Source organism: Kineococcus sp. AC630 (assembly GCF_979255925.1).
This window is the reverse complement of record NZ_CEEDMJ010000020.1, coordinates 18899-42103: the sequence shown is the minus strand read 5'-3', so window position 1 is coordinate 42103 and position 23205 is coordinate 18899. Positions and strand designations below refer to the sequence as shown.

Below are 23205 nucleotides of genomic sequence, written 5' to 3'. Positions count from 1 at the left end.
GATGGGGCAGACCCTGCTCGGGGGGCTGCTGCGCGCGGGCCGCGACCCGGGGAGCGTCCTGGTCGTGGACCGCCGGGCGGGCCGGGCGAAGGAGCTGCACGAACGGTTCGGGGTCCGCGTCGTGGACGACGTGGCCGCCGTCGCGGGCGCCTCGACGGTCCTGCTCGCGGTGAAGCCGCAGGACCTGCTGAGCCTGCTGGACTCGATCGCCGACCACCTCGCGCCGGACGCGCTGGTCGTCTCGCTCGCGGCCGGGGTGACGACGGCGGCCATCGAGGCGCGGCTGGCGACGGGCACGGCGGTGGTGCGGGTCATGCCGAACACGCCGTCGCTGGTCGACGAGGGGATGGCCGGGATCGCGGGCGGGTCCGCCTGCGGTGACGAGCAGCTCGCCGAGGCCGAGGACCTGCTGCGCTCCTGCGGGAAGACCGTCGTGCTGGCCGAGAAGCACCTGGACGCCGTGACCGCGTTGAGCGGTTCGGGCCCCGCCTACGTGTTCTACGTCGTGGAGGCGATGGTCGAGGCCGGGGTGCTGCTGGGGCTGCCGCGCGCGACGGCGACGGAGCTCGTCGTGCAGACGGTCGTGGGTGCGGGCGCGATGCTGCGGGAGACGGGTCAGCACCCCACCGTCCTGCGCGAGCAGGTCACCTCGCCCGCCGGCACGACGGCCGCGGCCCTGCGGCAGCTGGACGACTCCGGGGTCCGGGCCGCGCTGGTCTCGGCCGTGGAGGCGGCCGCGGCCCGTTCGAGGCAGTTGTCGGGCCAGTGACTCCCGACCGCCCGGCCCCCGAGAACGTGCAGGTCGTCTGGGACCCGGCCTTCAACCGCTACGACTTCGGCCGCTGGCACCCGATGGCGCCCGTGCGCCTGGACCTGACGGCGAGGTTGTGCCGCGAGTTCGGCCTCTTCGACCGGCCGGGGGTGCAGGTCGTGACCGCCGAGCCGGCCGACGACGACCTCCTCACCAGCGTCCACGACCCGGCCTACGTCGCCGCGGTGAAGGCCGCCTCGGCGGACCCGCGGCAGGCGCAGGAGGTCTTCGGGCTCGGCACCGAGGACGACCCGGCCTTCCCCGGCATGCACGAGGCCGCGGCCCGGATCGTCGGGGGGTCCGTCGACCTCGGCCGGGCGCTCGTCGCCGGTCGCACGCTGCACGGCGTGAACTTCTGCGGGGGCATGCACCACGCGAAGCCGGGCTGCGCCAGCGGGTTCTGCGTCTACAACGACGCGGCCGCCGCCATCGTGGCGATGCTGCGCGACGGGGCGGAGCGGGTGGTCTACGTCGACCTCGACTGCCACCACGGCGACGGCACCGAGCAGGTGTTCTGGGACGACCCGCGGGTCCTCACGATCAGCGTCCACGAGTCCGGCACGACGCTGTTCCCGGGGACGGGCTTCGCCGACGAGCTCGGTGGCCCGCAGGCCCTGGGCGGGGCGGTGAACCTGGCCCTGCCGGCCCGCACGGCCGACGCGGGGTGGTTGCGGGCCGTGCACGCGGTGGTCCCGCAGCTGGTCTCGGCCTTCGCGCCCGACGTGCTGGTGACCCAGCACGGCTGCGACACCCACAGCCTGGACCCGCTGGGGCACCTCGACGTCTCCCTCGACGCGCAGCGGGTCGCCGCCGCGTCGATGCACCGCCTCGCCCACGAGGCCGCGGGGGGTCGCTGGCTGGCCCTGGGCGGGGGCGGCTACGAGGTCGTCGACGTCGTGCCGCGCACGTGGGCGCACCTGGTGGCGGAGGCCTCCGGGGAGCCGCTGGACCCGGCGGCGCGGGTGCCGTCGGGGTGGCTCGCGCACGTGCGTGAGGTGTTCGGCCGCGACGCTCCCACGGTGATGACGGACGGTGAGCTCGGGACGTTCACGGGGTGGGAGTCGGGGTACGACCCCGACGACCCGGTGGACCGCGCGATCCTCGCGACCCGCCGTGCGGCCTTCCCGTTGCACGGTCTGGACCCCGAGTTCGACTGAGGTCGAGAAATTTTTACGGAGCGTAATGCCTGATCACGGGCTGTTCAGGTCACGCTGAGTGACTCTTTGAGCACGCAGATCTTCCACCCACGTCACACCTGCCCCTACAGTGGTCACAGAACGCGCCCCCACCGGGCCGTCCGCGGGGGACAGCGCGCCGATGGCGCGCGAACTGAAGGGTGCTGTGGGGATGCCTGAGGATCGCCCGCTGTCCGAGGTCCGGTTCCTGACCGTCGCCGAGGTCGCGTCGATGATGCGCGTGTCGAAGATGACGGTGTACCGGTTGGTGCACAACGGAGAGCTGCCCGCGGTGCGGGTCGGCCGCTCCTTCCGGGTGCCCGAGGCCGCCGTCCACGAGTACCTGCGACAGTCCTACATCGACACCGCCTGACCCTCGGGGACCTCGGGGGTGACGCGCCGGGCGATCGCGGCCGGTTCGACCGCTAGACTCGACGACGGTCTGCTGCGCGAGCGGCACAGCTTTGTGATGGACCGTCGTCGGGATCGGCACGCGCCTGCCCCGGGGACAATCAGCACCAGCCGACATCGAAGTGAGCGAGGACCCCTTGGGCTCTGTCATCAAGAAGCGTCGCAAGCGCATGGCGAAGAAGAAGCACCGCAAGTTGCTTCGCCGCACGCGTCACCAGCGTCGCAACAAGAAGTGATCCACGCGGAGGGCGGGTTCACCGGATTCCCCGGGAGCCCGCCCTTCGTGCGTTCCGGGGCCGCTCCGTCGCTCCAGGTCACCACTGTTCGCTCTGCGTGCTGTTCGTTCGGGCCGATCCGGTGAAGGCATCGCCCAGATGCCGACCGGGACCCTCGTCCAGGGACGCCCGGGCGACCGCCCTCCTTAGACTTCGAGGGCCCGCCGGGCAGCGGCACCCGCCGCCGAGTCGAGGAGTCGGATGACCCCGGGAGTGACGAGCACGCCCAGCACCACGAGTTCTTCCGGGCGCGACGACGTTCCCAGCGGTCTCCAGCGCATCCTCCGCATCTCGGCCTCCCTGGTCGGGACCCAGGCGGTCACCAGCGTTCTCGGGCTCCTCTTCTGGGCCATCGCCTCCCGCGGGTTCACCCGGGACCAGTTCGGCGTCGCGAACGCGGCCATCTCGGCCATGGGACTGCTCGGCGCCCTCGGGACCCTGGGTCTGGGCACCCTGCTCATCTCGTTGCTCCCGCGGACCGAGCAGGGCGTCCGCCGCGTCACCGTGCGCACCGCGCTGGCCGTCTCCGCCGCGGCCGGGACCCTCCTGGCCGTCGTGGTCCCCGTCGTGGCCATCCACGTCCTGCGGCTGGACAACCTCAGCCCCCTCGCCGGTTCCCCCGGGCACGCGACCCTCTTCGCCGTCGGGACCGGCCTCGCCGCCGTCGTCCTCGTGCTGGACCAGGCCGTCCTGGTCATCGGCTCGGGCAACCTCCAGCTCGAACGCAACGTGATCGCCAGCGCGACCAAGGTCGTCGTCCTGCTCGGCCTGGCCGCGGCCGGCGCCACCGACGGGATGGCCGTCTTCGCGGCCTGGGCCGTGGGAACGGTGGTCTCGCTGCCGTTCGTGGCGCACCGCACCCGCGGTGGCCGCGCGCTGCAGCAGCACCCGCGCCTGGTCGACCTGTCCTCGATGCGCGGGCTCGGCCGGCGCGCGCTGAGCCACCACGCGCTCAACACGACGCTGCAGAGCCCGTTGATGCTGCTGCCCGTCATCGTCACCGCCGCCGTCTCGGCCGACGCCAACGCCCCCTTCGGGGCCGCGCTCCAGCTCACCGGCTTCGTCTTCGCCCTGCCCTACGCCCTGTCGGTGGGGCTCTTCGCCGCCGCCGAGGGCGACGACGGGGAGGTCCTGCGGCGGATGCGGGTCACCCTGCCGCTGGGCCTCGGGGTCAGCGTGGCCGCCAACCTCGCGCTCTTCCCGCTGGCGCCCTACGTGCTGCGGATCTTCGGGGACACCTACGCCGCGGACGGCTCGAACGTGCTCCGCATCCTCGTCCTCGCCGGTCTGCCGTTCGTGATCAAGGACCACTTCGTCGCCCTGCGCCGCGTGCAGGGCCGGACCGGGGACGCGACCCTGGTCCTGGTGGTCTTCACCGTCGCCGAGCTGGCCGCGGCCCTCGTCGGGGCGCACGTCGGCGGGGTCGTCGGCCTCAGCGCGGCGTGGGTCGGGGTGCTGGTCGTCGAGGCGCTGCTGCTCGCCGTCCCGCTGCTGGCCGCCCGGCGCCGGTTCGTGGCCCAGGAAGCAGCCCAGGAAACAGCCCAGGAAGTGACCGAGGAAGCAGTCGAGAAGGTGGACCCGGACGACGTGGTGCAGACCCAGCCCCAGGAGCAGGACGAGGTGGACGAGCGGACGGCGTCGGCCCGGTCGGTCGCCCCCGTGGTCGAACCCGTCCCCGCACGCCGCGGGTCCCGGGGGCTCGGCCCGGCCCTGCTCGCCACCGCCCTCGGGCTGCTCGCGATGTCCTTCGCCGCCGCCCGGGCCCGCAGCACCGGCGACGACGGGGGTGCGACCCAGCTGCTCTGGGAGGCCGGGCTGGTGCTCCTGGTCGGGCCGGCCGCCCTGCTGGCGATGTGGCCGCGCACCAGCGGCTCGGTGCGGGTCTGGACGGCCGTCACGGCCGCCGCCGCCCTGCAGCTGAGCCGGGTCGTGCTCTACCCCGACCGGTTCATGTTCCACGACGAGCTGCTGCACGCGAACCTGCTGCGCCAGATCTCCGACACCGGGCAGTTGTTCGGGCTGAACCCGCTGCTGCCCATCACGGCGTACTACCCCGGTCTGGAGGTCGCGACCGACGGGGTCGCCGACCTGACCGGTCTCTCCGCGCACACCAGCTCCGTCGTGCTGCTGATGGCCGCGCGGGTCGTGCTCAGCCTGGGCATCGCGGCCGTCGTCGTCCGCCTCACCCGCTCGCACCGGGCCGGGGCCGTCGCCGTCGTCGTCTACGCCTGCAACCCGCAGATGCTGTTCTTCAACTCCCAGTTCAGCTACCAGACCCTCGCGCTGCCGCTCGCCGTCCTCACGGTCGCCCTGTTCGCCTCCCGGCACCGCGGGTCGGGGCGCGGGTCGTGGCGCGGGCTGGTGCTGCCGCTGGCCGCGTTCGCCGCGGTCACCACCACCCACCACGTCACCGCGGCGCTGCTGCTGGCGGCCTTCGCCGTCTGGACGCTCGTCGAGCTCCTCGTGGCGCGCTCCGCCCGCCGCGGCGGGGACACCGCACGGCGCAGCGAGGCCGGCGCGCTGGCCGTGACCACGGCCTTCGGCCTCGCCTGCTTCACCGCCACCCTGCTGAACCCGGGCAACACCCTCGGCAGCTACCTGGGCTCCATCGTCACCAGTTCCTCCACCGACCTCGGTGCCCTCTTCGAGGGGAAGCAGACCAAGGCCCTCTTCGCCAACACCGCGGGCGTGGGTCCCGCCTGGTGGGAGCAGCTGCTGCTCATCGGTGGCCTGGGGATCACGCTGCTGGCCCTGCTGCCCTCGTTGTGGGCCGCGCGGGCGTGGGTCCGGACCCGGGTCTCGCTGGCCGTCGTCCTCGTCCTCACGGCCGTGCTCTGGCCCGTCGTCCCCGGCGGGCACGTGGCCCGGGCCACCTCCGAGGTCGGCGACCGCGCCGCGGGCTTCGTCTTCCTCGGCGTCGCCTTCGTGGTGGCCTGGTGGCTCGTCCGGCGTCCCGCGACCCGACGCGTCGCCGGGATCTTCGGCGTCGCGGCGACGGTGACGTTCCTCGGTGGTGTGGTCCTGGGGTCGGGAACGGTCAGCTCCCAGCTGCCCGGGCCGTTCCTCGTCTCCGCCGACGCCCGCAGCGCCGACGCCGACAACCTCGCCGCGGCGCAGTGGCTGGGGCGGACCCTGCCGCCGGAGACCCGGGTCTACGCCGACCGCGTGTCCGGTCTGCTCGCGGCCGCCGACGGCGGCATGTTCACCGTGCGCCACATCAGCACCGACATCGACGCCTCCCGCCTCCTCCTCGACCCGGAGTTCAGCCAGAAGGACGTCGACCTCGTCCGCGAGGCCGGCATCCGCTACCTCGTGGTCGACCGGCGCGACGCCAACGGGCTGCCCAACCAGGGCGTCTACGTCGAGAGCGGCGAGTTCGGCGGCGACGGGCGCACCGCGCCCGTCCCGCTGGCCGCGCTGGAGAAGTTCGACGACGTCCCCGGCGTCGACCGCATCTACGACAACGGCTCCATCGCCGTCTACGACCTCTCGGAGCTGGGCCAGTGAGCACCACGTCCCCGCGGACGCGCCCGGCCGGGGCCACCCCCCAGCTCGTGGGCGCGGCCGTCCTCGTCGTCGCGGCCGTCGTCGCCGTCCTGCTCGACGGCCCGACCTGGCTGCGCAGCGCCCTGGTCCTGGCCGCCACGGTCGCCACCGCGGCGCAGCTCGTCCGCCGGGGGTGGCGCCGCTCCACCCTCGACCGCGTCCTCACCGCGGTGGGCGGGGTCCTCGTCGTCCTCGTGCTCGTGGGGATGGTGCTGGGCGTGAGCGGGATCGGCCTGCGAGCCGGCACCTGGGCCGTGGGCCTGGGGGTGCTGGCGCTCGTCGGTCTCCTCGTCAGCGCGCTCACCCCGGGGCGGGAGCGCGAAGCCTCCGTCGAGGCGACCCCGGTGGCCGAGGGCTCCCTGCGCCGGGCGGTCCTGCGCACCTCGCCGTGGGTGCTCGCCGCCGTCGCCGTCACCGTCGTCGCCCTCGTCGTCGCCGTGCGCAGCGTGGACGAGAACTCGACGTCGCCCGTCCAGATGTCCCTCGTGTCGCTGGACGGCGCCCAGGCCGTGGTCGAGGTCTCCTCCGAGGAGGCCGCGGGCCCGCTGGAACTTCGCACGGACCCGGGTGACGGTTCCGCCGTCACCTACCCGCTGTTCTCCGTCCCCGAAGGAGGAACCGTGCGGACCACCGTCGTCGTGCCGGTCCAGGGCAAGGTCGTCGTCACCGTCAGCAACCCCGGACAGGTGCAGCCGCTGCGCACCCTGGTCGTGAACCGGTGACCGCGCGGAACGGGCGGCCCCGGGTCCTGCACGTCGTCCAGCGCTACTTCCCCGAGATGGGGGGTCTGGAGACCCACGTCGCCGAGATCACCCGCGGGCTCGCGGCGACGGGGGAGTTCGACCTGACCGTCCTCGCCACCGACCGCAGCGGCGGGCTGGCCCGCCACGACGTCGTCAACGGCATCCCCGTGCTCCGGCGCCGGTCCTGGCCGCGGGAGGGCGACCTCTACCTCTCGCCCGGGCTGGCGCTGCCCGTCCTGCGGGGGCACTGGGACCTCGTGCACGTGCAGGGCGTCAACACCCTCGCACCGCCCGTGGGCATGCTCTCGGCGATCGCGGCCCGGACCCCCTTCGTCCTCACCTTCCACAGCGGCGGGCACTCCTCCTCCGTGCGGACCGCCGGTCGCGGCGTGCAGTACCGGGTCCTGGCCCCGCTGCTGCGGCGGGCCCGCCGGCTCATCGCCGTCAGCCGGTTCGAGCGCTCGGCCTTCGCTGCGGTGACCGGTCTCCCCGAGTCCCGCTTCAGCGTCATCCCCAACGGGGGCGCGCTGCCGCCCTCGCCCGTCGCGGTCGCGCCGGTCGAGGGCCGCATCGTGACCAGCGGGCGCCTGGAGCGCTACAAGGGTCACCAGCGGGTCATCGAGGCCCTGCCGCTGGTCCGCGCGCAGGTCCCGCAGGCCCACGTCGTCGTCCTCGGCAGCGGTCCCTACGAGCAGGAGCTGCGGCGCGGGGCCGAACGCGCCGGCGTCGCGGACCACGTGGAGTTCCGGGCGCTGCCGCCCGCGGACCGGACCGCGATGGCGGGCGAGCTCGCCCGCGCCGGGGTGATGGCGGCGATGTCGGACTACGAGGCGCACCCGGTGGGGGTCATGGAGGCGGTGACCCTCGGCCTGCCCGTGGTGGGCAGCGACGTGGCCGGCATCGGGGACCTCGTCGAGGACGGCCTGGTCGTCGGGGTCGCACCCGACGCCGACGCGGCGACCCTGGCCGCGGCGCTCAGCACCCAACTGCTGGCCACCCGGGCCCGCGGGGCGGTCCCGCACGTCCCGCGGCCGGTGGAGCTGCCGACGTGGGAGACGAGCGTCGCGGCGACCGCCGAGGTCTACCGCACGGTGCTGGGCGGGGGTTCCTGGTGAGCCGCCCGACCCGGGTCGTCCACGTCATCACGACCCTCACCACCGGCGGCGCCGAACGGCAGCTGGAGCTGCTGGTCGAGCGCTCGGGCGCGCAGTCCCGGACGCTGTGCCTCTACGAGGGCGGCCCCGTGGCGGACGCGATGCGCCGGCGGGGACACCACGTCGACGTCCTCGGCATGGCGGGCTGGCGCAAACCGCTCGCGATCGCGCGGCTGGCTCGCGAGCTGCGCCGGCTGCGCCCCGACGTCGTGCACGTCCACCTCCTCGCCGCGCAGCTCTGGGGCATCCCGGCGGCCCGCCTGGCCGGGGTCCCCGTCGTGGTCTCCAGCGAGCACTCGCTGATGGCGGACTCGATCGAGGGCCGCCCGCTCACCGCCTGGCTGCGGCGCGTCTACACCGGCCTCGAGGCCCTCACCGACCACACCGTCGCGGTCTCCGCCACCACCGCGGACCGCCTGGTCGCGTGGGGCGTGGCGCGGAGCCGCATCTCCGTGATCGACAACGGGATCGACCTCGACGCCGTCCGCCCCCGGGCAGGCGACCGCGAGCGCGTGCGGGCCGAGCTGGGAGTTCCGGAGGGCAGCACGGCGGTCGTCGTCGTCGGCCGCCTGGACCCCGTCAAGCGCGTCGACGAGGTCCTGCGGGCGCTCGCGCCCCGGCTGCTCGCCGGCGGGCACGTCCTGCTGGTCGCCGGGGCGGGGTCGTTGCGTCCCGGGCTGGAGTCCCTCGCAGGGGAGCTGGGGATCGCCCCCGCGGTCCGCTGGCTGGGCGCGCGGGACGACGTCCCGGCCGTGCTCGCCGCCGCGGACGTCCTGCTCAGCGCCTCGCGCGACGAGACCTTCGGCCTCGCCGTCCTGGAGGCCGTCGCGGGCGGGTTGCCCGCGGTCTTCGTGCAGTGCCCGGCGCTCGAGGAGCTCGGGACGCTGCCCGAGGGGGTGGCCCGCGCCGACGGTGGCGGCCCCGAGGCGCTGCGCAGCGCCCTGGACGACCTGACCGCCCGGGGCCTGCACCGCCGCCCCGCCCCGGCCGCGGTGGTCGAGCGCTACGACGCGCGGCGCACGGCGGCCGCGGTGGACGCGCTGTACGCGGACCAGCTGGCCCACGACCGGCACCCCTCCCGCCGCGCTCGCTGACCGCACGGGCTGACCGGGCCGTACAGATCGGCGCTCCCGCCGCCGATGGGGAGGGGTGCGCCGACTCCGACCGACGACCCCGCGACCCTCGCTGCTGCGCGGTCTCGTCCTGGCGGCCCTCGCGGCCCTGCTCGCGGTCGGGTCGGCGGCGGTGGGCCTCCCCGGGAGCAGTCCCGCGGCCGCTGCCGCTCAGAGCACGGGTTTCGTCCAGCGCGACGGGTCCCGGCTCACGCTGAACGGCGCGACGTTCCGCTTCTCCGGGACCAACGTCTACTGGCTCGGCCTCGACGACAACGTCCGCGACGCCACGGGGCAGCCGACCGTCCCGTCCCGCTTCCGCATCGACGACGCCTTCCGGGCCGCCCAGGCCTCCGGCGGCACCGTCGTGCGCACCTGGGGCGGGCTCGTCGGCTGCGCGCGCTGCATCGAACCCCGTCCGGGCGTCTTCCAGGACTCCGCCTTCGACTCCATCGACTACGCCGTGGCCTCGGCCGCCCGGCACGGGCAGCGCCTCGTGGTCACCCTGGTGGACAACTGGGACTACTACCACGGCAGCAAGCTCACCTACACGGGCTGGCGCGGGCTGCCCGAGTCCGCCTTCTTCTCCGACCCCGGGGTCATCGCCGACTACCAGGCCTACATCTCACACTTCGTGCAGCACGTGAACCCCTACACGGGGCTCGCCTACCGTGACGACCCGACGATCATGGCCTGGGAGACCGGCAACGAGATGTGGTGCCAGACCTGTTCGGGCAACTACTGGGACGGCTCCTGGACCCGGGCGGTCGCCGACCACCTGAAGTCCGTGGCCCCGCGCCAGCTCGTCGTCGACGGGCACGGCACGGACCCCGGCTGCCGGACCGACTGCCTGCACGCACCGAGCCTGGACATCGCCTCGGTCGACGTCGTCGACGACCACTTCTACCCGATGCAGCTGGACCGGGTGCGTTCCGCGGCCGCGGCGGCCGCCGCCCACGGCAAGGCCTACCTCGTCGGTGAGTACGACTGGAACAACCACCGCGGCGGTTCCGGCCTGCAGGACTTCCTCGACACCGTCCGCCTCTCCGGAGCGGTCGGCGCGCTGACCTGGTCGGTCGTGCCGCACGCCGACACCGCCGGGTTCGTCGACCACGACGACGGTTTCCAGTACTTCTTCCCCGGTCGTGACGACGACGAGCGGGCGCGGACGGGCACGCTGCGCGCGTTCGCCGCGAAGGTGTCCGGTGCGGCGGCCTCCGACGTGGCACCCCCGGCGCCGTGCGGGCTGGCCCAGGTGGCGACGGGGACCGGCACGGGGCTGCGCTGGCGGGGTGCGGCGCCCGCCGTGCGCTACGTCGTGCAGCGGCGCGCGGCCGGGTCCACCGCCGGCTGGCAGAACCTCACCTGGCAGGTGCGCGACCAGGCGGTCCTCCCCGCGAGCGGTGCGCTGTGGGTGGACACCACCGCCGCCGGGAGGCGTTCGGAGTACCGCGTCGCCGGGATCTCGCTGCGGGGGACGCGGGGTCCCTGGTCCACGGCCGTGCCACCGGGGGTCACGACCGCCTGCGGTTCCTGAGCGGGTCACCCGCGTCCGCGGAACCCCCGCGGATGCAGGACGATGGAGCGTCCCGCCCGCGGGCGGTTCACCTGATCAGGTCTTGCCCCGGACCTGTGCGGGGCCCGAACCTTGGGGTGGGGCCCGGACCGTTCGCCGATCGGTCCGCCCTCGACCTCGAGAGGCAGAAGTTCCCCGAATGCTCCTGGAACCATCCCGGACCCCGACCAGTCCGTCCGGTTCCGGAGGGTTGCTGCTCGCCTCGCGGGGGGACGCGCTGACACCCTTCCTCTTCGAGGAACTCCAGCGGCGCTACCCCGTGGTCGGGGTCCTCCACACCGACCTGTCCCGGTGGCAACGGGTGGCCGTCGCGACGACGACGTTCCGCCCCTCCCGCGTGCGGTGGGCCGAGCACTTCTTCAAGAGCGGCCTCGGCTACGCGCTGCGCTCGCGCAACGCGGAACTCCTGCGCCGGCGCTCGCCGGACCCGCAGGCCCCCGTCTTCCAGGTGCACGCCCTCTTCGACGTCACCGGGGGTGGCGGCAGCCTGCTCTACGTCGACTGCACGCACCGGCAGTCGGCGGCCTCCTGGCCGGCGTGGAACCCCCTGCAGGGGAGGGCCCTGGAACGCTGGTACGCCCGCGAGACCGCCGCCTACCGCGCCGCCCGGCACGTCTTCTCGTTCAGCACCGCGACGAGGGACTCGCTGGTCGACGAGTACGGCGTGGACCCCGCGCGGGTGAGCGTCGTGGGGGCCGGCGCGAACGGCGGTCTGCCCGAGGAGGTCGCGCACCGCGGAACCTCGCCGGGCCCCGCCCCGAACCTGCTGTTCATCGGCAACGACTTCGCCCGCAAGGGCGGTCACGACCTGCTGGCCGCCTTCGCGCAGGTGCGCGCACGTTTCCCCGGCGCGACGCTCCGCCTGGTCGGGACGCGTCCGGAGGTTCCCGCCCAGCCGGGTGTGGAGGTCCTGGGGAGGGTTCACGACCGCGAGCTCGTCGCCCGCCTCTACGCCCAGGCCGACGTGTTCGTGCTGCCCTCCGTCTTCGACCCGTTCCCGTTGGTGCTGCTGGAGGCGATGGCCCGCGGGGTTCCGCTGGTCACGACCGCGTCGTGCGGGATCCCCGACCTCGTGCGGGACCAGGTCGAGGGACACGTCGTCGCCGCGAACGACCCGGCGGGTCTGGCGGCCGCACTCGTGCGATCCTTGGCCGATCCCGCGCACAGCTCGTCGATGGCTGCCACGGCGCGTCTGCGGGTTCGGGAGGAGTTCACGTGGCAACGCGTCGTCGACCGCATGGCCCCCGTCCTCGACGAGCTGGTCCGCACCGGAACCGGTCGTGGACCCGATCGCTCGCCGCGCTGACCCTGCTGACGCTGGTCGGAGCGGGGCTGACGTCCTGTTCCGGTGCGGCCGACGACTTCGTGGAACGCGACGGCCGGCAGTTCACCGTCGACGGGAAACCCTTCCGGTTCGTGGGTTTCAACCTCTACGACGCGGCCGCCAGCGACCGGTACTCCTGCCGCCCGGCGTCGCGCATCCCCCCCGAGGACCTCGAGGACCACTTCCGCTGGCTGCACGACCACGCGGGGGTGACCGTCGTCCGGTTCTGGGCGTACCAGACCTACACCGACGGTGGTCGTGACTTCAGCGCCGTCGACCGCGTCGTGGACGCCGCGCGGGCGACCGGGATCCGGTTGATCCCGGTCCTCGAGGACGGACCGGGGGACTGCAGCACAGGCGAACCGGGCGTCTCCCTCGCGGAGGCCGACGGCGGGACCTGGTTCAGCCAGGGGTACCGGAAACCGTACGGCAGCGCGCGGATCTCCTACCGGGACTACGTCAGAGCCATCACGGAGCACTACCGCGACGAACCCGTGGTGATGGCCTGGATGCTGGTCAACGAGGCCGAGACCCCGGCCCGCGACGACCAGGGACGGTCGGTCCTCGTGAGTTTCGCCGGTGACGTCGCGGGCCTGGTCCACTCCGTCGACCCGAACCACCTCGTCACCCTGGGAACCCAGGGCAACGGTGCCCCGGGCGGCAGCGGCGCGGACTTCCTCGCGGTCTACAACCAGACCGACCTGGACTTCGTCGAGGTGCACGACTGGGCCCGCTACGGTTCCGACACCGAGGCCATGCCGGGGGCCGAGGCCGACGGCAGCCTGCCGGCGGTCGGTTCGCAGACCTGCCGTTCCACGACCGCGCCGATCGCGTGCTCGTTCGCCATCGCCGCCCAGATCCAGAAACCCCTCGTCGTCGGCGAGGTGGGGATCTCCGCCACGGACGCGGCCGGCCGGGGTCGACGGGCGGAACTGGTCCGGGCGAAGGCACAGGCCGCGTTCGACGCCGGCGCCGCCGGGTACCTGGTGTGGCACTACGGCACCGGAGCGACCGACGGTTACGACGTCGTGCGTTCCGACGACGACCTGCTGTTCGACGTCACCCGGCGACTGGGTTCGCAGGTGTCGGGGACGCCCTGAGGAGTTCCCCCGGGGACGCGGAAGGACCCGTCGCCCCCGGGTTCTCGGGGGCGACGGGTCGTCGGCGGTTCCGGTGGGTCCTGGGTGGGAGGCTGGTTCAGGCCACGACGTCGTGACTCGCGTCGTCGTGCCGCGGTTCGAGGGCGTTGTCGACCGTCGCGGCGCGGGGTCCCGCGACGGACCCGGGAACCCCGAGGGTCGCGAAGACCCGGGCGAAGCGGGTGACCGAGGTGTCCCAGGAGTGCGGGTCGGCGTAGCGCTCGCCCCGGCGTTCCAGGAGTCCCCGCAGCGCCGCGGCGAGTTCCGCGGGCGCGGCCGGGGGCACGAACACGGCACCCTCGTAGTCGCGGGCGGCCTCGACGAGACCCCCGACGGAGGTCACCACGGTCGGCAGTCCGGCGCTCATGGCCATCTGCAGCGGCCCCGAGGACGACGAACGGCGGTAGGGGAGCACCACGGCGTCGGCCGCGGCGAAGTGGGTGCGGACCTCGGCGTCGGTGACGTAGCGGTTGACGAGGTCGATGCGGTCGCCGTTCGGGCTGTCCCGCACGGCGTCCAGCGGTGCCGTCCACCCCTCCCACGTCTCGCCGACGATGGTCAGCCGGAACTTCTCCGCCAGCTCCCGGGGCAGCGAGGAGAACGCCTCGACGAGGTCCTCGAGACCCTTGTACGGGCGGATCGTCCCGAAGAACAGCAGGCGGAGCGGGGCGTCGCCGGTGGCGTTCTCGCTGCGCACCGCGGTGGCGTCGAGGACGTGGTCGTAGGGCCCGTGCGGGATGACCGTGATCTGGCGCGGGTCGAGGCCGTAGGCCCCCTGCAGGAGTTCGGAGTCGTACTCGGAGTGGACGACGTGCGCGTCGACCCGGCGCAGCAGCGCCTTCATCGCCGACCGCACGTAGCGGACCACGCCGGGGACCCGGGCTTCGCCGGTGTCCTGGACCTCGTGCCACTCGATGACGACCTTGGCCCCGCGGCGGTGCAACGCCCGCGCGAGGAGCAGGTAGGAGTGCAGCACCGCGCCGGTCCACCACTGCAGGACGACGACGTCGGGGCGGGTGCGGTCGAGGAAACCCGACACCCCCCGGGCGCTGCGTCCCCAGTACCAGTCGACGCCGTCGTAGACGTCGATGTCGGGGGAGTAGTCGACGTCGTTCACGACGGAACCCACCCGGGAACGTCCGGGGTAGAGGAACCGCGGCACCAGGCGACGCATCAGGACGACGCTCGTCGTGGTGCGTTCGGCGAAGGCGTTCGCGAGGCGGCAGGTGTAGTAGCTGATCCCGGAGGTGAACCGCCAGCCCGAACCGACGACCAGGACGCGGGTGGGACGCGACGTCCCGGCCGTGCGCGCCTCGGGGACGGAACTCATGCGTTCTCCCGCGTGTCCTGCTCGCTCTGGTGGAGTTCGCGACGACCCGGTTCGGTCCCCTGCTGCGGGACCGACGGCTGGCGGTCGGTCGGGCGCAGGTCGATGACCCGGGCCAGGGGGGAGTCCAGCAGCGCCGCGTCCTGCGACTGCTCGTTCGCGAGGGTGTGCTCGGCGTCGGCGTGGGCGTGGGTGAGGAGGTCGGCGCTGGGGGTGGGGGTGGTGGAGCGCCCGCGCTGGAAGCGTTCGGTGAGGATCGTGCGCAGCACCCGCAGGCCGTCGCGCACGGCGTGCAGGTTGCTCTCGCCGTGGATGCGGCGCAGTTCCACGCTGGGCACCTCGTGGATCTGCAGGTCGGCGGCGGCGACCCGGCAGTTGATGAGGGTCTCGATCTCGAAGCCGTCACCCCACTGCGCGGTGTCGTAGCGCGAGGACGGGATGGCCAGGTGCTGGAGCACGTCGCGCCAGAAGGCGTTGTAGCCGTAGCAGAGGTCCGTGTACTTGGTGCGGAACAGCACGTTGGTGAACAGCGTCAGCATCCGGTTGCCGGTGTCGCGCACGAGGGTGATGTCGTCGCTGCCGCCGGCGGCGAGGACGCGGCTGCCCTTGGCGAAGTCGGCGCCGGCGACGAGCGCGGCCACGAAGTCGGAGATCTCGGAGGCGTCGGCGGAGCCGTCGGCGTCGAACATGACGATGACGTCACCGGTGGCGGCCTCGAAACCCACGGCCAGGGCGTTGCCCTTGCCGCGCCGGGTCTGCTGGAGGAACTTCGCCTCGGGCAGCACCCGGGCCACGACCTCGGCCGTCCCGTCGGTGGAGTGACCGTCGACGACGATCACCTCGTGCACCTTCGGCAGACCGGGCAGGACGATCTCGAGGTTGCGCGCTTCGTTCCACGCGGGCACCACGATCGTGACCTTCGGGTGCTCCGGACGTTCTACGGGCGTGGCAACCATCGGTGAAACCTCTCTCGTGCAGTTCAGTGGACCCGCATCGTCGAGGTTCCCGGGCCGTGATCGGCCTGTCGACGAAACGTAGGTCCCGCGGCTGAGAGGTGTTCGGGTCCGTCACCCGAACAGATGGGTCTACTCCGAAAGAACTTCTCTACGTCATGCCTGGTCGACGGAGAGTGAGTTCAGGGGCAATCGGGCACCGACTGGCCCGTCTCGTAGTCACTAGTGCTGTACGCAACGTGACATCGACGGCAGAAGGCGCCCGGTGCGTGCGCGAGGTCCGTCCCTGCCGCAGACTGAGGGCCCGGCGTGGTCCTCTGATCGCGTCTGCGGTGCGGGGTCAGGCGCAGTCGGCCTCCGCGACCGCCCCCGTCCACGTCCCGAGGAGTCCCCCGTGCTGGTCCGTTCCCGCCGTGTCCACCCGCAAGGCCGCGTGTCGACGGTGATCGGCGTGGTGCTGGCCGTCCTCCTGGTGGTCCTGCTGTCCGCGCGGGGAGCCGCCGCGGCCGTCGTCCCCGGTGACGCCTGGGTGCGCGCCGCCCACCTGGTCCCGGGTCTCGAGGCGATGCAGGTCAGCGCCCGGCCCACCGCCGGGGGCGACACCGTGGTCCTGGCCGCCGACGCCGGCTACGGCGACGTGGCGCCCTACCAGCGGCTCGCACCCGGCGACTACACCGTGGAGCTGCGCCCGGCCGGCGCCGCGCCGACCTCGTCCCCGGTCCTCTCCAGCACCCTCACCGCCAAGGCCGGCGCCGCCTACACCCTCGCGGGCCTGGGTTCCCTCGCCTCGCCCCGGCTGGCGACCCTGCAGGACGACCTGACCCCGCCCGCGCCCGGGACGGTCACCGTCCGGTTGCTGCCGGCGGCCTCGACCGCGGCCCAGGTGACGGTGAGCGCCGTCGACGGGCCGGTCATCGCCCAGGACGCCGTGTTCGGTCAGCCGACCAGCTACACCAGCGTCCCCGCCGGGACCTGGACCCTGCAGGCGGTCGCGAACGGTGTCGCGCCGGCCACCACGAAGGTCGACCTGACCGCGGGCGGCGTCTACACCCTCGCGGTCGTCGACGGGACCGGCGGCCTCGGCGTGCAGGTCGTCACCGACGCCGCGGGCGCGGCGACGATGCCCGTGGGTGGCGCGCAGACCGGCGGCGGCGGCACGGCCGGTGGCCTCGACACCGAGTCCTCGCCCGGCCCGTGGGTCCTCGCGATGACCGTGCTCGGGGGACTCGGCGTGCTCGCCGTGCGTCGCGCGAGGACCACGCGCTCGTCGTGACCGGCCGCGTCCTGCGTCGACGGTCCCTCCTGCTGCTGCCCGCAGCCCTCTGGGTCGCGGGCTGCTCCACGGGACCGGGTGCTCCCGCCCCGACCGGCGCTCCGGACCCCACCGCGACGGGCACGTCGTCGCCCACGCCGTCGGTCCCGTCCTCGGGTGGCCCGTCCTCGGCCACGGCGCCCGAGAGCGCGCCCGTGCCCGCGGTGGGTGACCCCGGGCGCGCCGTCGCGGCCGGTGAGGTCCCCGTGCACCTCGAGGTCCCCGCCGTGGGGGTGGACGTCCCGCTCATCCGGCTGGGCGTGAACCCGGACGGTTCGCTGGAGGTCCCGGCCGACTACCAGCAGGTCGGGTGGTTCACGGGGAGCGCCGCCCCCGGCGCCACGGGCCCGGCGATCATCGCGGGGCACGTGGACAGCACCGGCGGCCCGGCGCCCTTCTTCCGGCTGCGTGACCTCGTCGCCGGCGACGAGGTCGTCGTCACCGGCGCGGACGGGCAGCGACGGTCGTTCTCCGTCGACGGGGTCGAGCAGTACCCGAAGGACCGGTTCCCCACGGCGGCCGTCTACGGCCCCGCCCCGGGCCCGGTCCTGCGGCTCATCACCTGCGGCGGGTCCTTCGACCGCAGCGTGGGTCACTACCGGGACAACGTGGTCGTCTTCGCGTCGTGAGCGCCTGGTCCGGACCGGTCAGCTGCAGCTGAGCGCGGTCGGCGTCGCGGGGCTGGTGGAGCTCGCCAGCTGGTAGCCGTAGCTCGTCGTGGCGCCCGCGGCGAGCGTCCCGTTCCAGCTCGCGTTGCGGACGCTCAGCGTGCGCCCGGACTGGGTCCAGGTGCCGTTCCAGAGGTTCGTGACGGTGGCGCCGGCGGGCAGCGTCACGGCCGTCGACCAGTCGGTGCGCCCGGTCGGGCCGTTGGCGACGGTGACCGTCTGCACGGCGCCGGAGTTCCAGGCGTTCTCGGTGCGCGCCGTGGCGCTGCAGACCGGGCGACCGGAGACCGGACGGGTGGAGCGGGTCACCGCCGGCGTCGGGGTGGCAGTCGTCGTCGCGGGGGGCTTCGGCGTCACCGGGGTCGTCGCGGTGGGCGCCGCGGTGGGCGCCGGGACGCCGCCCGCGGGCCCGGCGGAGAAGTCCGTGACGGCGAGCCCGGCGCCCCCGACCCACGGCTCGAAACCGGCCTGGACGCTCGTGAGGTACCAGGAGCGCTCCGCGTAGCCGCGCTGCACGGCGTCGTCGTAGAAGGTGCTGAGGGCGAAGTCGAGGGAGGCCGTCCCGGTGGTGCGGACGTAGGAGACGACGTTCCAGCCGGTGTTGCCGAACCAGACGTCCCAGGTGGTGCCCGCGAGCGCCACGGTGCCCACCTTGGCGCCGATGGGTTGCGGGCGACCGGCGTGGTTCGCCCAGACCATGACCTCGGCGCCGGTGTTCTGCCCGTCGCGGCGGGCGGTCGGGTCGAACCACAGGTCGTAGCCCGCGTCCCACTCGCCCGTCGTGGGGTAGGTCATCGAGACGTTCGTGCGCAGGGTCGAGAACGCCGGGCTGGAGGCCAGGACGGGGTCGAAGCCGGGCGTGCAGACGGCGTAGTGGCAGCCCCAGTAGATCGACGGGTAGCTCTTGGGGGCGCCCGAGGTCGAGGTGGAGCCGTCGGCGGTGGTGACGGCGAAGCCGGTGGCGCTGGGTTCGATGCACTGCTGGGCCGAGGTGCCCCAGCGGTTGTTCTGGATCGTGTAGCGCCCGTCGGCCGTCGTGGTCTTGGCGTAGGTGTCGCACAGGACGGTGGCGGCGGAGGCCGACGGGGTGTCGAGGGTGGCGACCAGGGCGGCGGAACCGGCGGTGAGGGCGGTCACGGCGGTCGCGACGGCGACCTTCACGGCGCGTGCGCGGAGTGGGGTCACGCGGACTCCTCGGTCCCGGGCCGGGGGACCTTGAGTCCAATCCGACGTGACCTGCGTCACACGTCGAAACGTCGGGTCAGCGGCGGCGGAGCAGGGAGACGACGGCGAACGTGCCGACGCCGACGGCGCCGACGCGGGCGCTCCAGCGCACGGCGTGGCGCCACTGGCGGAACTCGTGCACGGGCCACCCGTGCGTGGCGGCGTGCCGGCGCAGCGTCCGGTCCGGGTTGACGACGACGGGGGAGCCGACCAGCGAGAGCAGCGGCAGGTCGTTGGCGGAGTCGGAGTAGGCCGCGCAACGGGCCAGGTCGAACCCGGCGGAGGCGGCCAGGGCGCGCACCGCGTCGGCCTTGGCCTGACCGTGCAGCGGTTCGCCGACGAGGCGGCCGGTGTAGACGCCCGCCACGGACTCGGCGACGGTGCCGAGCGCGCCGGTCAGCCCGAGGCGGCGTGCGATGACCTCGGCCATCTCGACGGGGGCGGCCGTGACCAGCCACACCGGCGCTCCCGCGGCGAGGTGGCGGCGGGCGAGTTCCTGGGTGCCCGCGCGGACCTTGGACTCGACGTGCTCCTCGTAGACGTCCTCGCCGATCCGGCGGATGGTCGCGGTCTCGTGACCGGCGACGAAGGCCAGGGCGAGGTCGCGGATCTCCACGAGGTGGCCGAGGTTCTCGCCGCGCACCGCGTAGTGCAGCGCGCGGCGGGCGAAGCGCTGCACCTCGCGGCGGGAGAAGAACCCCCGCGCGGCGAGGCCGCGGGCGAAGTAGAACAGCGACGCGCCCCGCACCATGGTGTTGTCGAGGTCGAAGAAGGCCGCCTGCACCACCCGTGCGTCGACCAGCGGGGTGGACGCGTCGGCGGCAGGCACGTTCGGCATCGTAGGCCCGGCGTCCAGGTCGGACCGGTCAGGAGTGAGTGGTGGGCAACCCGGAGTCACGGCAGCGGTCACAGCAGGAGTCGCAGGGGTCACGGCCGGAGTCACGGCAGGAGGCGCGACTGGTGCTCGTCTCGCGGGTGGGCTGCCACCTGTGCGACGAGGGTCGCGGGGTCGTCGCGGCGGTGGCGGCGGCGACGGGGACGACCTGGACCGAGGTCGACGTCGACGCCGACGCGGAGCTGCTGCGGCGCTACTCCGACAAGGTGCCCGTCGTGCTGCTGGACGGGGTCGAACGGGACTTCGGCCGCCTCGACGAGCACCGTCTGCGCGAGGCGCTGGCGGGACGCCGGTGGTGGCGTCGCGGCCGCTGAGCAGCGCCGCAAGGAAGGCAACCCTTCCTGTGTCGTCCCAGCTCAGGAGCGACGTGGCGCTCGTCACGCCGGGCGGCTACGACTTTGTGCAAGGCTTCACAAGAGCCTAGTCTTCTGGCGCACGACCAGCGGTTCCGGGGTTCTTCCCGGGGCCGGGAGCTTCGCGTACGAGGGTGCGGGTCTGACCGCTGTGGACGAGGACGAGGTGGGGACGGTCGACGTTCCCGAAGCGACCGTGGCGCGCCTGCCGCAGTACCTGCGGGCACTGTCGACGCTCGCCGAGGCGGGTCTGCGGACGGTGTCCTCGGAGGCGCTGGCCGAGGCCGTCGGCGTCGGTTCGGCCAAGCTGCGCAAGGACCTCTCCCACCTCGGCAGCTACGGCACGCGCGGCGTCGGCTACGACGTCGAGCAGCTCCACGCCCAGATCGCCGACCACCTCGGGCAGACGACCAGCTGGAACGTCGTCATCGTCGGGATCGGCAACCTGGGCCACGCCCTCGCCGGTTACGGCGGTTTCGCCTCCCGCGGGTTCCGCGTCGTCGGCCTCTTCGACGACGGGCCCCACGTCGTGGGCGAGGTCGTCAGCGGCCTCGCGGTCCGTCCGCTGGACGAGCTGCCCTCGGTGCTGCGCGCCGGGGAACCCACCATCGGAGTCCTCGCCGTCCCCGTCGAGCACGCGCAGGTCGTCTGCGACCGGCTCGTCGCCGCGGGTGTCACGAGCGTGCTGAACTTCGCCCCCACCGTGCTGCGCGTCCCCGCCGACGTCGACGTGCGCAAGGTCGACCTCGCCTCGGAGCTCCAGATCCTCGCCTTCCACGCCCAGCGGCGGGCCGCGCGCTTCGCCACCCCCGCCGCCCCTGCTCCCAGTCCCGTCCCCACCCTCGAGATGACGCTCGCGGGCGAACGCGTCGGGGAGGTGGTCTGAGTGGCGCTGATGGTCGTGGGCCTCTCCCACCGCACCGCCTCCCTGGAGGTCCTCGAGCGCGCCGCCGCCGGGGCCGGCTCCGCCGAGCAGATCGTCGAGTCGCTGCTGGCGTCCCCGCACGTGGAGGAGGCCTTCGTCCTCTCCACCTGCAACCGCGTCGAGCTGTACTGCGACGTGACGCGCTTCCACGGCGGGGTCGCCGACGTCGGTGACGCCCTGTGCCGCCGCATCGGCCTCGGGTTCGAGGAGCTCGGCGAACAGCTCTACGTGCACTACGAGGACGCCGGCGTCGAGCACCTCTTCCGCGTCGCCTGCGGTCTGGACTCGATGGCCGTCGGCGAGAGCCAGATCCTCGGTCAGCTGCGCCTGGCCCTGCGCGACCTGCACCAGCGCGGACTGGCCGGCGGGACGCTGGACCGGCTGCTGCAGAACGCGTTGCGGGTCGGCAAGCGGGCCCACTCCGAGACCGGGCTGGACGCCGCGGGCGCCTCGCTCGTCGACGCCACGACCACCCGCGCCGCCGGTGTGGTCGGGGACCTCCCCGGCAAGCGCGCCCTCGTCGTCGGTGCCGGCGCGATGAGCGCCCTCGTCGCGACGACGCTGGCCCGGGCCGGCCTCGACGTCGTCGTCGCCAACCGCACCCCGGACCGCGCCCAGCGCCTCGCCGCCGCGATCGGCGGGGTCGCCGTCGGGCTCGACGACCTGCGCGCGCAGGTGGCCGCGGCCGACCTCGTCGTCAGCTGCACCGGGGCCGTCGGGCACGTCCTGGACGTCGCGACCGTCGCCAGCGCCCTGCTCGACCGCCCGGAACGCCCGATCTTCCTGGCCGACCTCGCCCTGCCCCGCGACGTCGACCCGGAGGTCGCGACCCTGCGCGGGGCGCACCTCGTCGACCTCGAGGGCCTCGGCGCGGACCTCGCCAGCTCGGCCGTCGCCGAGGACCTGCGCTCGGTGCGGGCCATCGTCGCCGAGGAGGTCGCCGCCCACGCGGCCCACCTGCGGGCCGCCGACGTCGCCCCGACCGTCGTCGCGCTGCGGGCCCAGGCCCGCCACGTCGTCGAGGTCGAGATGCGCCGGCTCGGCAGTCGCGTCGAGCTCGACGACACGACCCGCGCCGAGGTCGACCGCGCGGTGCACCGCATCGTGGAGAAGCTGCTGCACACCCCCACGGTCCGGGTGAAGGAGCTCGCCGAGGCCCCCGGCGGGGTCGGCTACGCCGCCGCGCTGCGGACGCTCTTCGACCTCGAGGTCGCCCAGGACCCGAGCGCCCTGCCCGGTGACGCGCCGCTGTCCGGGACGGTCGCCGACGCCGTGAGCCACGTCTCGTGACCCGACGACTGCGCCTGGGCACCCGCCGCAGCGCGCTGGCCCGGACCCAGAGCACCTGGGTCGCCGATGCGCTGCGCCGCAACGGGTTCGAAGTCGAACTGGTGGAGATCACCACGCACGGTGACGTCAACCGCGCCCCGCTGGCCCAGATCGGCGGCTCCGGCGTCTTCGTCTCGGCGCTGCGCGACGCGCTCCTCGCGGACGAGGTCGACCTGGCCGTGCACTCCCTCAAGGACCTGCCCACGGCCGACGCCGCCGGGCTCGCGCTGGGTGCCGTCCCCGAGCGCGAGGACCCGCGCGACGTCCTCGTCGCCGTCGGACGCACCCTCGCCGACCTCCCCGCCGGGGCCCGCGTCGGCACCGGCTCGCCGCGCCGGCGGGCCCTGCTGCTGGCGCTGCGTCCCGACCTCGACGTCGTCGCCGTGCGCGGCAACATCGACACCCGCATCGGCTACGCCACCAGCGGGGAGCTCGACGCCGTCGTGCTCGCCGCCGCGGGCCTCGCCCGCATCGGTCGCCTCGACGAGGCGAGCGAGCTCTTCGCGCCCGACACCTTCGTCCCCGCGCCCGGGCAGGGCGCGCTGGCCGTGGAGTGCCGCGACGGGGACACCGAGGTGCTCGAGGCGCTCGCCGCCCTCGACGTGCCCGCGGTCCGGTTCGCCGTGGCCGCCGAGCGTCAGGTGCTCGCCACGCTGGAGGCCGGTTGCTCGGCCCCGGTCGGCGCCCACGCCGTCGCCGTCGGCGACGACCTCGTCCTGCAGGTGGCGGCGGAGGACCCTTCCGGGGTCCTCGTCCGCCGTCGCCGGGCGGTCCCCCTCTCGTCGGTGACCGATCTCCGGGCGGCTCGCCGCCTCGGGGCCGAGGTCGCCGCGGACCTGCTCGAGCGCGAGCTCGCACAGACCCCCGTCGCCGTGGGCGGCGGAGCCCAGGAGAACCACCCCCTGGACCGTCCGGTCGACGGTCCACGTCCCGATCCGGAGAGTGGCTCGTGA

The 23205-nt window shown here is 74.1% G+C and carries 21 protein-coding genes; 17 read left to right on the top strand and 4 right to left on the bottom strand.

Annotated elements, in window-relative coordinates:
- Position 1 precedes the first annotated feature (1 nt).
- From proC to AC0I8G_RS19650, 11 genes are all read left to right on the top strand, one after another.
- Entirely contained in the window at positions 2-769 is a 768-nt protein-coding gene (gene proC / locus AC0I8G_RS19700; RefSeq protein WP_471731517.1) for a pyrroline-5-carboxylate reductase, read from the top strand.
- An 83-nt stretch (positions 770-852) separates the two neighbouring features.
- On the top strand, positions 853-1968 hold the full coding sequence (locus AC0I8G_RS19695; protein ID WP_471731516.1) for an acetoin utilization protein AcuC: 1116 nt from the start codon (positions 853-855) through the stop codon (positions 1966-1968).
- A 190-nt stretch (positions 1969-2158) separates the two neighbouring features.
- Positions 2159-2359, top strand: coding sequence for a helix-turn-helix domain-containing protein (locus tag AC0I8G_RS19690; RefSeq protein ID WP_328294542.1), 201 nt, complete (start codon positions 2159-2161; stop codon positions 2357-2359).
- A 175-nt stretch (positions 2360-2534) separates the two neighbouring features.
- On the top strand, positions 2535-2633 hold the full coding sequence (locus tag AC0I8G_RS19685) for a 30S ribosomal protein bS22 (protein ID WP_012085056.1): 99 nt from the start codon (positions 2535-2537) through the stop codon (positions 2631-2633).
- A gap of 240 nt (positions 2634-2873) precedes the next feature.
- On the top strand, positions 2874-6179 hold the full coding sequence (locus AC0I8G_RS19680) for a hypothetical protein (protein WP_471731450.1): 3306 nt from the start codon (positions 2874-2876) through the stop codon (positions 6177-6179).
- A complete protein-coding gene (locus tag AC0I8G_RS19675; RefSeq protein WP_471731449.1) occupies positions 6176-6940 on the top strand; it encodes a hypothetical protein in 765 nt (254 codons plus the stop codon). Before AC0I8G_RS19680 ends, AC0I8G_RS19675 begins: the two co-directional genes overlap by 4 nt.
- Positions 6937-8076, top strand: a complete 1140-nt coding sequence (locus AC0I8G_RS19670; protein WP_328294545.1) for a glycosyltransferase family 4 protein — start codon at positions 6937-6939, stop codon at positions 8074-8076. The genes AC0I8G_RS19675 and AC0I8G_RS19670 overlap by 4 nt, the downstream gene beginning before the upstream one ends.
- Positions 8073-9209, top strand: a complete 1137-nt coding sequence (locus AC0I8G_RS19665) for a glycosyltransferase (protein ID WP_471731448.1) — start codon at positions 8073-8075, stop codon at positions 9207-9209. Before AC0I8G_RS19670 ends, AC0I8G_RS19665 begins: the two co-directional genes overlap by 4 nt.
- Before the next feature lie 55 nt (positions 9210-9264).
- Positions 9265-10764 carry a glycoside hydrolase 5 family protein gene (locus AC0I8G_RS19660; RefSeq protein ID WP_471731447.1) on the top strand — a complete coding sequence of 500 codons (1500 nt, stop codon included), beginning with the start codon at positions 9265-9267 and terminating at the stop codon, positions 10762-10764.
- 178 nt (positions 10765-10942) lie between these two features.
- On the top strand, positions 10943-12109 hold the full coding sequence (locus AC0I8G_RS19655) for a glycosyltransferase family 4 protein (RefSeq protein ID WP_471731446.1): 1167 nt from the start codon (positions 10943-10945) through the stop codon (positions 12107-12109).
- A 59-nt stretch (positions 12110-12168) separates the two neighbouring features.
- Positions 12169-13227: a cellulase family glycosylhydrolase gene (locus AC0I8G_RS19650; RefSeq protein ID WP_471731445.1), complete on the top strand. Its 1059-nt coding sequence runs from the start codon at positions 12169-12171 to the stop codon at positions 13225-13227.
- Positions 13228-13324: 97 nt separating this feature from the next.
- Here the strand turns inward: AC0I8G_RS19650 and AC0I8G_RS19645 are convergent, their stop codons facing one another.
- Complete coding sequence (locus AC0I8G_RS19645; RefSeq protein WP_471731444.1) at positions 13325-14596, bottom strand: glycosyltransferase; 1272 nt, start codon at positions 14594-14596, stop codon at positions 13325-13327.
- Positions 14593-15549, bottom strand: a complete 957-nt coding sequence (locus AC0I8G_RS19640) for a glycosyltransferase family 2 protein (protein WP_471731443.1) — start codon at positions 15547-15549, stop codon at positions 14593-14595. The genes AC0I8G_RS19645 and AC0I8G_RS19640 overlap by 4 nt, the downstream gene beginning before the upstream one ends.
- 391 nt (positions 15550-15940) lie before the next feature.
- Here AC0I8G_RS19640 and AC0I8G_RS19635 point away from each other — a divergent pair, with 391 nt between their 5' ends.
- Positions 15941-16819: a DUF4397 domain-containing protein gene (locus AC0I8G_RS19635; RefSeq protein WP_471731442.1), complete on the top strand. Its 879-nt coding sequence runs from the start codon at positions 15941-15943 to the stop codon at positions 16817-16819.
- Entirely contained in the window at positions 16816-17487 is a 672-nt protein-coding gene (locus tag AC0I8G_RS19630) for a class F sortase (RefSeq protein WP_471731441.1), read from the top strand. The genes AC0I8G_RS19635 and AC0I8G_RS19630 overlap by 4 nt, the downstream gene beginning before the upstream one ends.
- Positions 17488-17505: 18 nt before the next feature.
- Here the strand turns inward: AC0I8G_RS19630 and AC0I8G_RS19625 are convergent, their stop codons facing one another.
- Both AC0I8G_RS19625 and AC0I8G_RS19620 read right to left on the bottom strand, forming a co-directional pair.
- Positions 17506-18711 carry a GH12 family glycosyl hydrolase domain-containing protein gene (locus AC0I8G_RS19625; protein WP_471731440.1) on the bottom strand — a complete coding sequence of 402 codons (1206 nt, stop codon included), beginning with the start codon at positions 18709-18711 and terminating at the stop codon, positions 17506-17508.
- A gap of 76 nt (positions 18712-18787) precedes the next feature.
- Positions 18788-19588: an HAD family hydrolase gene (locus tag AC0I8G_RS19620; RefSeq protein ID WP_471731439.1), complete on the bottom strand. Its 801-nt coding sequence runs from the start codon at positions 19586-19588 to the stop codon at positions 18788-18790.
- 122 nt (positions 19589-19710) lie between these two features.
- On the opposite strand from AC0I8G_RS19620, the gene AC0I8G_RS19615 reads away from it, so the two are divergent.
- The 4 genes from AC0I8G_RS19615 to hemC all read left to right on the top strand — a co-directional run bounded on the left by AC0I8G_RS19615 (position 19711) and on the right by hemC (position 23205).
- A complete protein-coding gene (locus AC0I8G_RS19615) occupies positions 19711-19959 on the top strand; it encodes a glutaredoxin family protein (RefSeq protein WP_380158564.1) in 249 nt (82 codons plus the stop codon).
- 205 nt (positions 19960-20164) lie between these two features.
- Positions 20165-20884: a redox-sensing transcriptional repressor Rex gene (locus AC0I8G_RS19610; RefSeq protein WP_471731438.1), complete on the top strand. Its 720-nt coding sequence runs from the start codon at positions 20165-20167 to the stop codon at positions 20882-20884.
- Positions 20885-22213 (top strand): glutamyl-tRNA reductase, encoded by a 1329-nt coding sequence (locus AC0I8G_RS19605; protein ID WP_380258263.1) that lies wholly within the window; start codon positions 20885-20887, stop codon positions 22211-22213.
- The gene (hemC, locus tag AC0I8G_RS19600; protein WP_471731437.1) at positions 22210-23205 is read left to right on the top strand and encodes a hydroxymethylbilane synthase; all 996 of its coding nucleotides are present in this window, start codon (positions 22210-22212) and stop codon (positions 23203-23205) included. Before AC0I8G_RS19605 ends, hemC begins: the two co-directional genes overlap by 4 nt.

Coding starts and splice junctions, on each gene's coding strand:
- AC0I8G_RS19655 (WP_471731446.1), top strand. CDS start 10,943: ATGCTCCTGGAACCATCCCGGACCCCGACCAGTCCGTCCGGTTCCGGA.
- AC0I8G_RS19680 (WP_471731450.1), top strand. CDS start 2,874: ATGACCCCGGGAGTGACGAGCACGCCCAGCACCACGAGTTCTTCCGGG.
- AC0I8G_RS19645 (WP_471731444.1), bottom strand. CDS start 14,596: ATGAGTTCCGTCCCCGAGGCGCGCACGGCCGGGACGTCGCGTCCCACC.
- AC0I8G_RS19695 (WP_471731516.1), top strand. CDS start 853: ATGGCGCCCGTGCGCCTGGACCTGACGGCGAGGTTGTGCCGCGAGTTC.
- AC0I8G_RS19620 (WP_471731439.1), bottom strand. CDS start 19,588: ATGCCGAACGTGCCTGCCGCCGACGCGTCCACCCCGCTGGTCGACGCA.
- AC0I8G_RS19690 (WP_328294542.1), top strand. CDS start 2,159: ATGCCTGAGGATCGCCCGCTGTCCGAGGTCCGGTTCCTGACCGTCGCC.
- proC (WP_471731517.1), top strand. CDS start 2: ATGGGGCAGACCCTGCTCGGGGGGCTGCTGCGCGCGGGCCGCGACCCG.
- AC0I8G_RS19640 (WP_471731443.1), bottom strand. CDS start 15,549: ATGGTTGCCACGCCCGTAGAACGTCCGGAGCACCCGAAGGTCACGATC.